The organism is Microbacterium sp. NPDC057741, assembly GCF_042798735.1.
Taxonomy (GTDB): domain Bacteria; phylum Actinomycetota; class Actinomycetes; order Actinomycetales; family Microbacteriaceae; genus Microbacterium.
In genome coordinates this window covers 589,279-604,120 of the sequence record NZ_JBHVJW010000002.1, presented here as the reverse complement: position 1 = coordinate 604,120, position 14,842 = coordinate 589,279, and the positions used below count along the sequence as shown (strand labels likewise).

The following is a 14,842-nucleotide window of genomic DNA, read 5'->3' as shown; positions in this document are numbered from 1 at the left end:
CATGAACGCGCGGATCACCATCCATGACGTGGCACAGGCCGCCGGCGTCTCGGTCGCCACGGTCTCCAAGGCCATCAACGGCCGCGACGGCGTCTCCGCGACGACCCTCAGCCACGTGCTGAGCGTCGTCGACGACCTCGGCTACGAGAGCTCCCTTGTCGCCACCTCGATGCGCCGGCGGCAGACCAACGTCATCGGCGTGCTCGTCGCCGAGTTCGAGCCCTTCGCCCTGCAGCTGCTGCGCGGTGTCTCGTCCGCACTGGAGGACACCCGGTTCGACGTGCTCGCCTACGCCGGCAGCGTCTCGGCCGGCGAGCACCAGGGATGGGAGCGTCGATCACTGTCGCGCCTTGGCGGCACCCTCATCGACGGCGCCATCATCGTGACGCCGACCACCACCCCCTCAGACGGCCCCGTGCCGATCGTCGCGATCGATCCGCACGCCGGAGACGACGGCCCGGCGACCGTGAGCGTGATCAACGTCGACGGGGCGCGCGCCGCGACCGAGCACCTGATCTCACTCGGGCATCGTCGCATCGGCCACCTTCGCGGCCGCACCGACCTCGTCTCGGCGCAGCAGCGCGAGCAGGGCTACCGCGAGGCACTCGAAGCCGCTGACATCCCCTTCGATCCGGCACTCGTCGCCGACGGCGGGTACCGCGCGATGGATTCCACCGCCGGCGCGCACGAGCTGCTCGATCGCGAGAACCGCCCGACGGCCGTGTTCGCCGCCAACGATCTCTCCGCGATCGAACTGATCCGCGTGGCGCGCGAGCGCGGGCTGCGAGTACCCGACGACCTCTCGGTGATCGGCTTCGACGACATCCCGGAGGCTGCGGCACACGTGCCGCAGCTGACCACTGTGCGCCAGCCCCTCGCCGAGATGGGCGCGGCCGCGGTACAGCTGCTGCTGCGACTGCTGGACGGCGGCGAGCGCGAGCACGTCCGGATGACGGCGGTGCTGGTGCCTCGGGAGTCCACGGCTCCCGCACAGGGCTGAGACGTTGCATCCGCTCGATCGTCCTGATATGTTCTGCCCTACAACATTTCATCGACGAGCTTCAGGCGGATCATCATGGCACTCACCCCCACCAAGGCGGACAGGTTCTCGTTCGGCCTCTGGACCATCGGTTACAACGGCACCGACCCCTTCGGCGGCCCCACCCGACCTGCGCTCGACGTCGTGCACGCCGTGGAGAGGCTCGCGGAGCTCGGCGCCTACGGCCTGACCTTCCACGACGACGACCTGTTCGCGTTCGGCTCGACGGATGCCGAACGGCAGACCCAGATCGACCGACTGAAGGGTGCCCTGGCCGACACCGGCCTGATCGTGCCGATGGTCACCACCAACCTGTTCAGCGCGCCGGTGTTCAAGGACGGCGGCTTCACGTCGAACGACCGCCAGGTGCGCCGCTTCGCGCTGCGCAAGGTGTTCCGCCAGCTCGACCTCGGCGCCGAGCTGGGCGCCAAGACCTTCGTGATGTGGGGCGGCCGCGAGGGCGCCGAGTACGACTCCGCCAAGGACATCCGCGCGGCGCTGGAGCGCTACCGCGAGGCCGTGAACCTGCTCGGGGACTACGTCACCGACAAGGGATACGACATCCGCTTCGCGATCGAGCCGAAGCCGAACGAGCCGCGCGGTGACATCCTGCTGCCCACGCTGGGTCACGCGATCGCCTTCATCGACTCGCTGGAGCGCCCCGAGCTCGTGGGCCTGAACCCCGAGGTCGGGCACGAGCAGATGGCGGGCCTGAACTTCGCCGCAGGCATCGCCCAGGCGCTGTACCACGGCAAGCTCTTCCACATCGACCTGAACGGCCAGCGCGGCATCAAGTACGACCAGGACCTGGTGTTCGGCCACGGCGACCTGCACAACGCGTTCGCCCTGGTCGACCTGCTCGAGAACGGCGGCCCCGGCGGCGTCCCCGCCTACGACGGCCCGCGCCACTTCGACTACAAGCCCAGCCGCACCGAGGACGAGAACGGCGTGTGGGATTCGGCCGCGGCCAACATGCGCACCTACCTGCTGCTGAAGGAGCGCGCGGCCGCCTTCCGCGCCGACCCCGAGGTGCAGGAGGCGCTCGAGGCCGCGAAGGTCGCCGAGCTGTCGCAGCCCACCCTGAACCCGGGCGAGAGCTACGACGACTTCCTCGCCGACCGCAGCGCCTACGAGGACTTCGACGCCGATGCGTACCTGGGCGGCAAGGGCTTCGGCTTCGTGCGCCTGCAGCAGCTCGCCACCGAGCACCTGCTCGGCGCGCGCTGACCAGACCCCGAGTTCTCCGCGAGACCGCGCCGAGACCCCGAGTTCTGCACGAGACCCCGCTTCCTGAGTGGGGTCTCGCTCAGACCTCGGGGTCTCACGCGGGAACGCCTGGGCCAGACATGAAAGGATGCCGCGCATGGCGCTGGTGATCGGAGTCGACTCGTCGACGCAGTCGTGCAAGGTCGTGGTGCGGGATGCATCCACGGGCGCCGTGGTGCGCAGCGGCCGCGCTTCGCATCCTGAAGGGACCGAGGTCGATCCCGAGGCGTGGTGGGTCGCGCTGCAGCACGCGCTCACTGAGGCCGGCGGGCTGGACGGCGTCTCGGCCGTCTCGATCGCCGGACAGCAGCACGGCCTGGTGGCCCTCGATGCCGAGGGCCGGGTGATCCGCCCCGCTCTGCTCTGGAACGACACCCGCTCGGCCGGGGCCGCGGCCGACCTGGTCACCGAGCTCGGCGCCGACGAGTTCAGCCGGCGCACCGGCATCGTGCCCGTGGCATCGTTCACCGTGACGAAGCTGCGCTGGCTCGCCGACAACGAACCCGAGAACGCCGCCCGCGTCGCCGCCGTCGCGCTGCCGCACGACTGGCTGACCTGGCGACTGCGCGGCTTCGGTCCGGAGAACCCGCGGCTGGACGAGCTGGTCACGGACCGCTCGGATGCCAGCGGCACCGGCTACTGGGGCGCGGGCGGCTACGACCGCGACATCCTCTCCCTCGCGCTGCGCCGGGACGCGGCGGATGTCGTGCTGCCGCGCGTGCTCGGGCCTGCCGAGTCGGTCGCCGGGCCGGATCTCGTCGTCGGCGCGGGCGCCGGCGACAACGCCGGCGCGGCGCTCGGTCTGGGCGCGCGCAGCGGCGATGCGGTGGTCTCGATCGGCACCTCAGGAACGGTGTTCGCTGTGACGGGTGCCCCGGTGCACGACGCCGCCGGCACGGTCGCCGGATTCGCGGATGCCGCGGGCGGCTGGCTTCCACTGATCGCGACACTCAACGCCGCGCGGGTGCTGGATGCCACCTCCGTACTGCTCGGCGTCGACCACGCCGAACTCAGCGAACTGGCGCTGGCTGCGGAACCGGGCTCCGCCGGGCTGGTGCTGCAGCCGTGGTTCGAGGGCGAGCGCACCCCGAACCTGCCCGATGCCACGGCGACCCTGTTCGGCATGACCCTCTCGAGCACCACCCGCGAGAACCTCGCCCGGGCTGCGATCGAGGGCGTGCTCTGCGGCCTGTCCGAGGGGCTCGAGGCCATCCGCGCGCACGGAGTCGCCCCCACCCGCATCCTGCTCATCGGCGGTGCGGCACAGAGTCAGGCCGTGCAGACCGTCGCCGCGCAGGTCTTCGATCTGCCGGTCGTCGTGCCGGAGCCGCAGGAGTACGTCGCGCTCGGCGCCGCCACCCAGGCGGCCTGGGCGCTCACCGGTACGCGTCCGTCCTGGGACGAGGACGGATCGTATGCCGTGCCCGGCGCGCCCGTCCCCGGCATCCGATCGCAGTACGCCGCCCGCCTGCCGTAGCCGCCCGGCTCCTGCTCCTGCAGCTCCGGTCCCAACGGATGCGGGTCCCAGCCCACGCACACCCACAACGAATGCGACCGGAGCTGAGCGGCGGGCGGCGGACTCGAGGCCTCGTCGGGCCGACCGCGGTCAGCGCTCGACGGTGAAGTTGAACACTCCCTGGTCGAAGTGGTTGTACTGCTCGTAGTCGATCAGGTCGTACAGGTCGGCGCGGTGCTGCATCTCGCCGAGCTTCGACGTGAGATGCCCCTCATCGAGCAGGGTGTCGAGCGCGCGATCCGCCGCGCCCATCGCGATGCGCAGCAGCGACACCGGCCAGATCACGAGGTTGACGCCCGCGTCGCGCAGCCGGTCGACCGAGAAGAGCTCCGATTTCCCGAACTCCGTCATGTTGGCGAGGATCGGCACATCGAGGGCCTTCGCCATCGCCTCGAACTCGCTCAGGTCGCGCATCGCCTCGGGGAAGATCGCATCGGCGCCGGCATCCACCAGCGCCTTGGCGCGGTCGATCGCCGCGTCCAATCCCTCGACGGCACGGATGTCGGTGCGAGCCATGATCAGGAAGTTCGGGTCGCGCCGGGCATCCGCCGCTGCACGGATCCGCTTGATGGCGGTGTCCTGGTCGACGACGGACTTGCCGTCGAGGTGGCCGCAGCGCTTCGGGTTGACCTGGTCCTCGATGTGCGTGCCGGCCAGGCCTGCGTCCTCGAGCTCCTGGATCGTGCGGGCCACGTTCATCGGCTCGCCGAAGCCGGTGTCGGCGTCGACGATGGCGGGGAGGTCCGTCATCCGGGCGATCTGCTTCGCGCGACCGGCGACCTCGGTGAGCGTGGTCAGGCCGATGTCGGGCAGACCGAGGTCGGCCGACAGCACGGCACCCGAGATGTAGACGCCCTCGAAGCCCTTGCGCTCGATGAGCCGGGCCGACAGCGGGTTGAACGCGCCGGGGAAGCGCAGCAGCTCACCCGAGGCGAGCCGCTCGCGGAACAGGCGGCGCTTCTCGGCGGGGGTGGTGTTCGAGTACAGCATTCTCAGCTCCTCACAACTTCGGAGATCTGCAGAATCCCGGAGAGTTCCGGAGAGAGTCCTCCGAGATTCTGCATTTCTCCGCGATTCTGGCGGGTCAGAACAGTCCGGCCGGGGCCGGGGCGGCCTCGAGCAGGCCGGGCTTGGCGATGATGCTGAGCTCGGCGACCTCGGCCGCGGTGAGCTCGGGCAGACGCTGGACGAGCTCCAGGAAGCGCTCGATCTCGGCCGGCTCGAGCACCGGCTCGGCCAGCATCCGGAATTTGGCGATGTAGTTCGCGCGGGCGAACGGCCGGGCGCCGAGCGGGTGCGCGTCGGCGACGGCGATCTCGTCGGTCAGCGTCGTGCCGTCGGCGAGCGTGATCTCCACGCGGCCGCCGAACGCCTTCTCGGCCGGATCGATCGAGTGGTACCGACGCGTCCACTCAGCGTCCTCCGCCGTGGTGATCTTGTGCCACAGCTCGACCGTGTCCGCCCGCCCCGCGCGCGAAGGCAGGTACGAGTCGACGTGGTGCCAGGCGCCGTCCTGCAGCGCCACCGCGAAGATGTACGGGATCGAGTGGTCGAGAGTCTCGCGTGAGGCCGTCGGGTCGTACTTCTGCGGGTCGTTCGCGCCCGAGCCGATCACGTTGTGCGTGTGGTGGCTGGTGTGGATCACGATCGACGCGACGTTCGCCGGGTCGATGAGCTCCGGGTGCTCGCCGTGCAGCTTGCGCGCCAGGTCGATGAGCGCCTGCGCCTGGTACTCGGCGGAGTGCTCCTTCGTGTAGGTGTCGAGGATCGCCCGCTTGGCCTCGCCGGCGGCCGGGAGCGGCACGTCGTAGGAGGCGTCCTTGCCGTCGAGCATCCAGGCGATCACGCCGTCCTCGCCCTCGTAGATCGGCGACGGCGAGGTCTGGCCGCGCATGGCCCGGTCGACGGCTTCGACGGCCATCTTGCCGGCGAACGCCGGCGCGTGCGCCTTCCAGGTGGAGATCTCTCCCTTGCGGCTCTGGCGGGTGGCGGTGGTGGTGTGCAGCGCCTGGCCGATGGCCTGGTAGATGGTCTCGGCGTCGAGGCCGAGTAGGGTGCCGATGCCGGCGGCGGCCGACGGCCCCAGGTGGGCGACGTGGTCGATCTTGTGCGCGTGCAGCGAGATCGCCTTCACCAGATCGACCTGGATCTCGTAGCCGGTGGCGATGCCGCGCACGAGGTCGCGGCCGTCGCGCCCCGCATGCTGCGCGACCGCGAGGATCGGCGGGATGTTGTCGCCGGGGTGCGAGTACTCCGCCGCGAGGAAGGTGTCGTGGTAGTCGAGCTCGCGTACGGCGACGCCGTTCGCCCATGCCGCCCACTCCGGGCTGGTGCGGTGGTCGAGCGCGGCGCCGAACACGGTCGAGCCGGCGCCGCCGGTGGACACCGGGTGGTTGAACGCCTGTGCACGGGCGGCGTTGATCGGCCCGCGGGTGAGCGACGCCGCGGCGACTGAGGCGTTGTCGATGATGCGGTTGATGATCATGTCGACGACGTCGGCGTCGACCTCGACGGGGTCGGTGGCGACCTGGGCGATCTTCCAGGCCAGCTGCTCCTCGCGGGGCAGATCCTCTTCGGAGCGGTACACGCGGACGTGGTGGGAGACGGTCATTGGGTTCCTTCACTTTCAGAGGACAGGGAGCTCTGCTGGTCCAAAGACTCCAGGATGCTGGTGAGCGCGTTGTGCAGGTGCACGTGCGTGGCGTGGGCGGCGAGATCGCCGTCGCGCGCGGCGAGCGCGCGGGCGATCGTGAGGTGCTCGGCGGCGGATGCCGCGAGCCGCTCGGGCTTGTCGCGCGCCATCCGGCGCACCCGTACGAGGTGGGTGCGCACGGTGCGCAGCGCCGAGCTGAGGTAGTCGTTGGCGACAGCCGCGTCGAGCGCGGCATCCAGCCGGGCTATCAGCGCGTAGTACGCGTCGCGGCCGACGGCCAGCGAGAGATCGACGTCGGCGAACTCGGATGCCAGGGCGCGGAAGGCCTCGGCGTCGCCGCGCTCGGCCGCGAGTCGCGCAGTGGTCTCCTCGAGTGCGCGGCGGATCTCGAACAGCGACCGGATGTCGTCGGCGTCGAGGTCGGCGACGACGGTGACGCGCGGCGACTGCTGCACCACGAGCCCGTCGGCGACGAGCCTGCGCAGCGCCTCGCGCAGCGGGGTGCGGCTCACGCCGAGGCGTTCGGCCTGCTCCACCTCGCCGAGCACGGAACCGGACGGCAGGGCGCCGGACTGGATGTCCTCCAGCAGCTCGGCATAGGCCCGGTCGCTTGCACGCATGGCCTCATTGTATACATAAGTGCCGCCCGATGGATAAAGATCATCATTTTGCGCACTCAGCGTATACAGTTCACAACACCGCGTTCCGCAACCGCTCCCCCACGGCCGCAACCGCCTGCCGCACCTCCTCCCCCTCCAGGATCTCGAAACCGAAGCCCGACATCCCGAGGTAGAGCGCGAACTCCTCCGGATCGCGCGACCCCGCCTCGAGGATGCAGCTCTCTTCGCCGTCCGCAGTCACCGTCGCGGTCGTCACGTCGAACCGCTGCCGCACCTCCGCGGCCGGCGCCTGCATCCGCACCCGCGCGCGGAACGGGTAGGGCGCGATCGTGATGCTGCGCGCGGTGAAGCGACGCACCGCGTCATCCGGGACCTCCCGCTCGGTGAACTCCTCCGGCAGGGCGAACGGGCGGCGGATGCGATCGACGCGCAGCGTGCGCCATTCCTCGCGCTCCGCGTCGCGCGCGACGAGATACCAGCGAGCGTCCGTGTGCACGATCCGATACGGCTCGACGATGCGGCGCACCTCGGCGCCGTCGTGCCGGGTGTAGTCGATGCGCAGCCTGCGGCGGGCGGAGATCGCCGCGGCGAGCGCGGTGACCACTTCGAGGTCGACACCGCCGCCCTCGGCCGGATCGAGACGCACCATCGCCCGCTCCACCTCGGCGATCCGGGTGCGGGCCGCCGCCGAGAGCGACTGCTCGAGCTTGGCGAGGGCGCGTCCGGCGGCCTCCTCCATCCCCGTCACCACGCTCGCCGCCGCAGCGCGGAGCCCGACGGCGATGGCGACGGACTCGTCGTCGAGCAGCGTGAGCGGCGGAACGCTGGCGCCGGGGCCGAGTCGGTAGCCACCGTGGCGACCGCGGGTGGCCTCGATGCCGTATCCGAGTTCGCGTAGATCGTCGATGTCGCGGCGCAGGGTTCGGTCGCTCACCTCCAGTCGCTCGCGGAGCTCTGCGCCGGTCCAGTCTCGTCTGACCTGCAACAGCGAGAGGAGGGCGAGAGTGCGGCCGGTCGTGCGCGTCATGACTCCATCATTCTCACTTTTCCGGTCATATTGCGACCGGAAAGCGCTGGAGCATGGAGACATGAACGCACAGCAGACGGACGCCGTCCTCCCCTTCCGCATCGAGATCTCCGACGAGGCGCTCGACGACCTGCGCGCGCGGCTGCGCGCGGCACGCCTCCCCCACCCCCTGCCCGGCGACGGCTGGGACCGCGGCGTGCCCGTGTCGGTGCTCGCCGAGCTCGTCGCACGCTGGGCGGAACACGACTGGCGGGCCACCGAGAACCGCCTCGCCGCGCTGCCTCAGATCGTGACGAACGTCGACGGCCAGACCATCCATGCCGTGCACGTGCGGTCGCCGCACCCGGGCGCGGTGCCCATCCTGCTGCTGCACGGCTGGCCCGGCTCGTTCCTCGAGTTCGAGGGCCTCATCGCGCCGCTCACGGAGGATGCCGAGATGCCCTTCGACGTGATCATCCCCTCGCATCCGGGATTCGGATTCTCGACCCCGCTCGCAGACGACAGCTGGACCGCGGAGCGGACTGCCGCCGCCTATCTCGAACTCATGACGCGCCTCGGATACGACCGCTTCGCCGTCCAGGGCGGCGACCACGGTGCGGCGGTCGCCCCCGAGCTCGGCCGGCTGGCCCCCGAGCGGGTGATCGGCGTGCACGTGAACGGCTCGCTGGGCAGCTTCGTCGGCGACCTCGACGAAGACACCGCCGCCGCACTCACGCCGGTGGAGCGCGACCGGCTGCGCAGAGTGGGCGAGTTCATGCAGCGCGAGTTCGGCTACATCTCCATCCAGTCCACCCGACCCGGCCTGATCGGAGCCATGGCTGCCGACAGCCCGGTGGCGCAGTTCGCCTGGATCCACGACAAGCTGCAGGCGTGGACGCATCCGGCCGAGGCGGACGCGATCGATGTGCTCGGCGAACGCTTCGTGTTCGACAACGCCTCGCTGTACTGGTTCACGGCGAGTGCCGGATCAGCGGCACTGGTGACCTACGGGCTCACCACGGCGTGGGACGCTCCCAAGCCGAGCTCCGGTGTTCCCACCGCCGTGATCGTGTTCGCGCACGACGTGGGCCTCCGCTTCGCCGAGGAGCCGCATCACCGCATCGAGCGATGGACCGACGTCGAGGATGGCGGCGGGCACTTCGCCGCACTCGAGGAGCCGCAGATGCTGCTCGACGACATGCGCGCGTTCTTCGGGCCGCTGCGCGGCTGACGGCCAGTCCGCCTGTTCCGGCAGTGCCGGCGGGTCGCTCTGCGCAGCGAACCGCGCCAGTCTCCTGGCGTCTGCCGATCACGCCGACGGGCGCAGGATCACCGTGCCGATCAGTTCATCACCCGCGGCGTCCCGTTCGCTCCGATAGAGCGCCAGGATCGTCGCGGAACCGACAATCGCGCAGTCCGCACCACGCGGTGCTTCCGTCCACTCCGGGTACGCGGCCCGGAAGGCCGCGCGAGTCAGCGCGCCGTTCCGCAGCACGGCGGCGGGGTCCGGGTGATGCGCCTGCCGATCCGGGAGATCCCCGAGCGGGCGCATCCGAACACTGATCTCATTCACACGTCCGTCGGAGGCGAATCCGACGACGGCGCCGGACCGTTCGACGATGACCTGTTGCCAGCCCGGCTGATCGAGGTCGAAGTACTGCGCAGCCCAATCGGTCGGTTCTCCGAGAAGCGCGACGGCGCGGGCGACCGCAGCATTGCGGATGTCGGCGCCGATCGCTGCGGCATACACGCCGACCTCGCCTTCGGCGGACTCGAACAGCGGCGCGCCGTCGACCGCCGCGACCGCCTCGAACAGGGCGGCCATACCTCTCGACGGGCGCTCCTCGACGATGTCCGGTCCGTCGGTCCCCGCATCAGCTGCGTCGTCATCGCGCCAGTACCTCTCGCCGGTCGCCGTGCGGGTGCCCGGCGTCAGGACGATCTCGAAGCTCGGCCCATCGCCCGCCGCCGTCGCAGCGAGCGGGTCGAACAGCTGCCTGATGGTCACGGCAAGCGGACCTGCCGGCACGTCGACGACGGCGTCCGCCTCCCACGACACCGGCAGCGCGGCACCGTCTGCGGCGGCTGTGATCGCCTCGTACGAGGCGAGCTGCAGCCTCCCGCCTATGGCGGTGATCCCGGCGGTCAGCTCCCTGTGGCTCTTCGCCCCGGAGGGCTCGTCGGTGAACACCACCTGGTACTCGTCGCCGCCGAGCGGACTCGCCTGCCAGACGACGCCGTGCCCCGCGGCGAGCTCCCGGTCGAAGTGATCGATGAGGTCGGGATCGAACCGGTCCCAGTCGACCTCCGCCTCATAGGCCGCGAGGTCGAGGAGCCCGAGGATTCCGTCGCCGCTCAGGATCGTCACCGTCTCGCGCATGCCTGCTCCGTCCCCTCGATGATCCGCCATCACAGTGAATCAGAGATCGCCGCGCATCGCGGGTCTGATGGACCGCGCGGACGCCACCCGCAAGGCTCTGCCACCGGACGGGGGGATCTCATCCGAAACGCACTCAGGTCTGCTCCGGCAGCGGCTCCACGAATTCCGGCGGCTGCGGCTCGCCGAGCTTGACCAGGACGACGCCGCCGAGCACCAGCGCTGCGCCGATCGCCTGCAGCAGGTCGGGCAGTTGACCCAGCAGCAGCCAGCCGAAGAGCATCGCCGCCACCACTTCGGCGAGCGCGACGAACGAGGCCAGTCGTGAGCCCAGCATCCTGGTCGAGACGATGCCGAGCACGTAGGCGAGCGCCGCGGCGACGAGACCGATCGCGAGCACCGGGACGAACCAGGCGACTGTGCCGAACCGGTAGGCGATGTCGTCGGTGGTCCATGCCATCGGCAGCACACCGACCAGGCCTGCGAGCGTGAGCCCGACGGCACCGATCAGCAGGCCGAGGCCGGCGAGGGCGATCGGCGGCACGCCGGTGTCGCTGCGCGCCGAGAGCAGGAAGTACGCGGCCGCACCCACCATCGCGCCGAGCGCCCAGAGGATGCCGCCGAGGTCGAGCCGCGCACCGGTGAGGATGTCGAGCATGAGCACCAGACCGACGAACGCGACCACCGCGCCGATGATGCTGCGCCCTGAGGGACGCTCTCCGCGTCGCATCCACAGCCAGAGCACCACCGCGACCGGCGCCGTGTACTCGATGAGCAGCGCGATGCCGACATCCATCACGGCCACCGCCTGGAAGTAGAACAGTTGCGTGGCCATGACGGCGAGCAGGCCGTAGGCGAGGATCATGCCGGCGTTGCGGCGCACCGCTCCCCAGCGCCCGCGCAGCGCGAGGAGCGTGGGGATCAGCAGCGCGAGCGCGCCGACCCACACGCGCACCGTGACGGCTGCGCCCGGCGTCCACCCCGCGTCGATGAGGCCGCGAGCCCAGGCTCCGGACATGCCGAATGAGAATGCGGCGCCTACGGCGATGATCAGGCCGAGCGCGGTGTGCCGGCCGGCCACGGCAGAGGAAGAAGCGGATGCCACGGCTCGACGCTACCGGCTCGAGGAGCCGTACGGATCGAGCGAGAACTCTTCACAAACGATTATCGATTAGTGTAATGTCCCCAGTGTCCCACCCACCTGGAAAGGATCAACGATGATCAAGCGCCGTCTTCTCCCCCTCGTCGGCATCACCGCCATCGCCGCACTCGCCCTCAGCGGCTGCAGCGGCTCGACCGGCGGCGACTCCGCCTCCGCCGACGGCAAGACCACGCTCCGCGTGCTCGTGAACGTCACCCCCAACCTCACCGAGGAGTTCTGGAACGACCTGGTCGCGCCCTTCGAGAAGGAGCACAAGGACATCGACGTCGTCATCCAGAACCCCGGCGCCGAAGGCGTCGCGGCGGCGGTCCCCCGCCTGCTGGCAGCCGGCGACGCCCCCGACATCGTGCAGTCGATCGCGCCGACTCCGAAGCTCGCCCCCGAGATGGTCGACCTCTCGAAGTACGACTGGGCGAAGAAGGGCCCGCTCGCCGAGCAGTACTCGATCGACGGCAAGAACTACATGGCCGGCATCGGCTACCAGCTGCAGAGCCTGTTCTTCTACAACAAGACGGCGTTCGAAGAGGCCGGAATCACCGAGCTTCCCGCCACCGTCGACGAGCTCACCGAGGACCTCGGCAAGCTGCAGGCGGCCGGCTGGAAGACCCCGGTGCAGACCGGCGGCGACTGGATGTCCAGCCACGCCCTGCAGGCGCTCGGCCTGCCCACGATCATCGCCGAGAACCCGAAGTGGTTCCAGCAGGTCTCCTCGGGCAAGGTCACCTTCAGCGACACCTACGGCGACGCCGTCGACACCTACGCCGACTGGGTCGCGAAGGGCTACATCCCGAAGGACGCCCTCGGCATCAAGTACCCCGACGCCGAGCAGGCCTTCCTCTCCGGCAAGAGCGCGGTCTACCCGATGGGAAGCTGGTTCGCGGGCACGCAGGCCAAGGCCGCCGACTCCGCCGACATCGGCGTGTTCCGCGCCCCCGCCTTCGACGGCGTCGACCAGCCCGCCATGGGCGCGAACATCGCCAGCCCGTACTCGATCCTGAAGGCGACGAAGAGTCAGGATGCCGCGGCGCAGCTGATCGAGTTCCTCGTGACCGACAAGAAGGCGGTCACCGCGCAGCTCGCTGTCGACGGCAACTTCCGTGACGGCTACGAGTACGAGATGACCCCGCTCGGCGAGGAGCTGCAGAAGATCAGCGCCGAGACCCCCGCAGAGGCGTACACGCCGACCGGCGGCGGCTACGGCGAGCGCACCATGCCCACGGGCTACTCCGAGGAGCTGAACACGCAGACGCAGTCGCTGATCGGCGGCACGAAGGCCGCCGACATGCTGAAGTCCATGGACGACTGGTTCGCGGCGAACGCCGGCTGATGACCTGTGGCCGGGGCGGTCCTCCGCCCCGGCCACAGCATCTGCAGCATCCGCTCAGAACAGCGACGACATGTTCCGCACCCGACCCGAATCGGAGCTCATCCCCATGAGCACGACCCTCGCCCCACGGCGCCGCTCGGCGCTGCAGACCTGGCAGCTGCGGCTGCCCGGATTCCTCATGGCCGCACCTGCTGTGGCCGTCTTCATCGCGATGTTCGTGATCCCGATGATCCTCGCCGCCGTGCTGAGCTTCACGAACTGGAACGGCTACAGCCTGAACTTCGACTTCATCGGCTGGGACAACTACGCCAAGGCCTTCCGCAACCCGCGCTCGGTCGATGCCGCGATCTTCACCGGCATCGTCGCCGTCGTCGGCACCGTGCTGTGCAACGGCATCGGCCTCGCCGTGGCCGCACTGATCTCGGGCCCCGGCAAGTCGAACACGCTGCTGCGCACCGTCTTCTTCTACCCCTACGTGATCAGCTCGCTGATCATCGGCTTCATCTGGTCGGCCATGCTCTCGCCGCAGGGGGCGGTCAACGGGGTGCTGAACACCATCGGCCTGCCGTCGATGCCGTTCCTCACCGACCCGACCTTCGCCAAGGCCAGCGTCATCTTCACCATCGCGTGGGCGCACTTCGGGTTCAACATGATCCTGTTCCTCGCCGGTATCAAGTCGGTGCCCTCCGAGTACTACGAGGCCGCCACCGTCGACGGGGCATCGCGCTGGCAGCAGTTCCGCTCGATTACGCTGCCCCTGATCGCGCCGGTGTTCACCGTGAACATCGTGCTCACCCTGGTCGGGCTGCTCAAGGTCTACGACGTGGTGCTCTCGCTCACCGACGGCGGACCCGCCGGCTCGACCCAGACCATCGTCTACCAGATCCTGAAGAACTCCTTCGCGAACTCCGAGCTCGGCTTCGGCGCCGCGCAATCGATGGTCCTCCTCATCGTCACCGCCGTGATCGGCCTGGCCGTCACCCTGGTGCGCCGCCGCGCAGAGCAGAAGGTCACCGACTGATGAAGCAGACACGAAACCGCCCGGCCGCCGTCGTCTCGGGCATCCGCTGGATCGTCCTCGGCATCATCGCGATCGGCATGCTGATCCCGATGTACACGATGGTGATCAACGCCTTCAAACCGCAGGCCGACATCATCGAGAACCCACTGCTGATCACGCCGCAGAGCTTCACCTTCGAGTACCTCTGGGCCGCGATCACCAGCAGCAAGTTCAACGTGATCGCCGCCTACGGCGTGACCCTGCTGTTCGTGGTGCTGGTGAACATCTTCTGCATCATCCTGTCCGCCCCTGTGGCCTACGTGATCGCGCGCGGGGCGTCGAAGTGGCATCTCGGACTGCTGCTGCTGTTCGTCTCCGGCCTGTTCATCCCCGGGCAGGTGACGCTGATCCCGGTGGTGTTCGTGCTGCGCATCCTCGGCCTGATCAACACCATCCCCGGGTTCATCCTGTTCGAGACGGCCGCGACACTGCCGGTGACGATCTTCCTGTTCACCGCCTACCTGCGCTCGGTCCCCCGCGAGATCGACGAGGCCGCCGCGCTCGACGGCGCCGGCAAGATCCGGGCGTTCTGGGCGTGCATCTTCCCGATCATGAAGCCCGTCGTCGCGACCATCGTCGTGCTGAACTCGATCGGCGTGTGGAACGACTTCGTCAGCCCGCAGATCATCCTGGGACCGAGCTCCGGCATCTACACGGTGACCACCGGTGTGTACGCCGCGGTCGGCCAGTTCTCCACGGACTACACGCAGGTCTTCCCGACGCTGCTGCTGGCGGTGCTGCCCGCCCTGGTGTTCTTCGTCATCATGCAGCGGCACATCATCGGCGGCCTGGCCGCCGGTGCGACGAAGGGTTGAG

At 69.6% G+C, this 14,842-nt stretch carries 13 protein-coding genes; 7 read left to right on the top strand and 6 right to left on the bottom strand.

Annotated features, from left to right (window positions below):
- Window position 1 precedes the first annotated feature (1 nt).
- From ACFVDO_RS09835 to xylB, 3 genes are all read left to right on the top strand, one after another.
- Window positions 2-1,000, top strand: coding sequence for a LacI family DNA-binding transcriptional regulator (locus tag ACFVDO_RS09835; RefSeq protein WP_378859956.1), 999 nt, complete (start codon window positions 2-4; stop codon window positions 998-1,000).
- Window positions 1,001-1,075: 75 nt separating this feature from the next.
- The gene (gene xylA, locus ACFVDO_RS09830) at window positions 1,076-2,266 is read left to right on the top strand and encodes a xylose isomerase (RefSeq protein ID WP_378859957.1); all 1,191 of its coding nucleotides are present in this window, start codon (window positions 1,076-1,078) and stop codon (window positions 2,264-2,266) included.
- Between the two features lie 136 nt (window positions 2,267-2,402).
- On the top strand, window positions 2,403-3,782 hold the full coding sequence (xylB, locus tag ACFVDO_RS09825; protein WP_378859958.1) for a xylulokinase: 1,380 nt from the start codon (window positions 2,403-2,405) through the stop codon (window positions 3,780-3,782).
- 129 nt (window positions 3,783-3,911) lie between these two features.
- Here xylB and prpB read toward each other — a convergent pair whose 3' ends face one another.
- From prpB to ACFVDO_RS09805, 4 genes are all read right to left on the bottom strand, one after another.
- Entirely contained in the window at window positions 3,912-4,811 is a 900-nt protein-coding gene (gene prpB, locus ACFVDO_RS09820) for a methylisocitrate lyase (RefSeq protein ID WP_378859959.1), read from the bottom strand.
- 94 nt (window positions 4,812-4,905) lie between these two features.
- Complete coding sequence (locus ACFVDO_RS09815) at window positions 4,906-6,432, bottom strand: MmgE/PrpD family protein (RefSeq protein WP_378859960.1); 1,527 nt, start codon at window positions 6,430-6,432, stop codon at window positions 4,906-4,908.
- Entirely contained in the window at window positions 6,429-7,094 is a 666-nt protein-coding gene (locus tag ACFVDO_RS09810; RefSeq protein WP_378859961.1) for a GntR family transcriptional regulator, read from the bottom strand. Before ACFVDO_RS09810 ends, ACFVDO_RS09815 begins: the two co-directional genes overlap by 4 nt.
- Before the next feature lie 70 nt (window positions 7,095-7,164).
- Entirely contained in the window at window positions 7,165-8,121 is a 957-nt protein-coding gene (locus ACFVDO_RS09805; protein WP_378859962.1) for a helix-turn-helix transcriptional regulator, read from the bottom strand.
- A gap of 61 nt (window positions 8,122-8,182) precedes the next feature.
- On the opposite strand from ACFVDO_RS09805, the gene ACFVDO_RS09800 reads away from it, so the two are divergent.
- Window positions 8,183-9,331, top strand: a complete 1,149-nt coding sequence (locus ACFVDO_RS09800) for an epoxide hydrolase family protein (protein ID WP_378859963.1) — start codon at window positions 8,183-8,185, stop codon at window positions 9,329-9,331.
- 78 nt (window positions 9,332-9,409) lie between these two features.
- On the opposite strand, the gene ACFVDO_RS09795 is transcribed toward ACFVDO_RS09800, so the two are convergent.
- Both ACFVDO_RS09795 and ACFVDO_RS09790 read right to left on the bottom strand, forming a co-directional pair.
- Window positions 9,410-10,480: a hypothetical protein gene (locus ACFVDO_RS09795; RefSeq protein WP_378859964.1), complete on the bottom strand. Its 1,071-nt coding sequence runs from the start codon at window positions 10,478-10,480 to the stop codon at window positions 9,410-9,412.
- Window positions 10,481-10,613: 133 nt separating this feature from the next.
- A complete protein-coding gene (locus ACFVDO_RS09790; RefSeq protein WP_378859965.1) occupies window positions 10,614-11,582 on the bottom strand; it encodes a DMT family transporter in 969 nt (322 codons plus the stop codon).
- Between the two features lie 112 nt (window positions 11,583-11,694).
- Between ACFVDO_RS09790 and ACFVDO_RS09785 the strand changes: the two genes are divergently transcribed.
- The 3 genes from ACFVDO_RS09785 (at window position 11,695) to ACFVDO_RS09775 (ending at window position 14,841) form a co-directional block, all read left to right on the top strand.
- Complete coding sequence (locus tag ACFVDO_RS09785) at window positions 11,695-12,966, top strand: ABC transporter substrate-binding protein (RefSeq protein WP_378859966.1); 1,272 nt, start codon at window positions 11,695-11,697, stop codon at window positions 12,964-12,966.
- A gap of 106 nt (window positions 12,967-13,072) precedes the next feature.
- A complete protein-coding gene (locus ACFVDO_RS09780; protein ID WP_378886856.1) occupies window positions 13,073-13,987 on the top strand; it encodes a carbohydrate ABC transporter permease in 915 nt (304 codons plus the stop codon).
- Window positions 13,987-14,841, top strand: a complete 855-nt coding sequence (locus tag ACFVDO_RS09775; protein ID WP_378859871.1) for a carbohydrate ABC transporter permease — start codon at window positions 13,987-13,989, stop codon at window positions 14,839-14,841. Before ACFVDO_RS09780 ends, ACFVDO_RS09775 begins: the two co-directional genes overlap by 1 nt.
- Window position 14,842 lies beyond the last annotated feature (1 nt).

Coding starts and splice junctions, on each gene's coding strand:
- ACFVDO_RS09835 (WP_378859956.1), top strand. CDS start 2: ATGAACGCGCGGATCACCATCCATGACGTGGCACAGGCCGCCGGCGTC.
- xylA (WP_378859957.1), top strand. CDS start 1,076: ATGGCACTCACCCCCACCAAGGCGGACAGGTTCTCGTTCGGCCTCTGG.
- xylB (WP_378859958.1), top strand. CDS start 2,403: ATGGCGCTGGTGATCGGAGTCGACTCGTCGACGCAGTCGTGCAAGGTC.
- prpB (WP_378859959.1), bottom strand. CDS start 4,811: ATGCTGTACTCGAACACCACCCCCGCCGAGAAGCGCCGCCTGTTCCGC.
- ACFVDO_RS09815 (WP_378859960.1), bottom strand. CDS start 6,432: ATGACCGTCTCCCACCACGTCCGCGTGTACCGCTCCGAAGAGGATCTG.
- ACFVDO_RS09810 (WP_378859961.1), bottom strand. CDS start 7,094: ATGCGTGCAAGCGACCGGGCCTATGCCGAGCTGCTGGAGGACATCCAG.
- ACFVDO_RS09805 (WP_378859962.1), bottom strand. CDS start 8,121: ATGACGCGCACGACCGGCCGCACTCTCGCCCTCCTCTCGCTGTTGCAG.
- ACFVDO_RS09800 (WP_378859963.1), top strand. CDS start 8,183: ATGAACGCACAGCAGACGGACGCCGTCCTCCCCTTCCGCATCGAGATC.
- ACFVDO_RS09795 (WP_378859964.1), bottom strand. CDS start 10,480: ATGCGCGAGACGGTGACGATCCTGAGCGGCGACGGAATCCTCGGGCTC.
- ACFVDO_RS09785 (WP_378859966.1), top strand. CDS start 11,695: ATGATCAAGCGCCGTCTTCTCCCCCTCGTCGGCATCACCGCCATCGCC.
- ACFVDO_RS09780 (WP_378886856.1), top strand. CDS start 13,073: ATGAGCACGACCCTCGCCCCACGGCGCCGCTCGGCGCTGCAGACCTGG.
- ACFVDO_RS09775 (WP_378859871.1), top strand. CDS start 13,987: ATGAAGCAGACACGAAACCGCCCGGCCGCCGTCGTCTCGGGCATCCGC.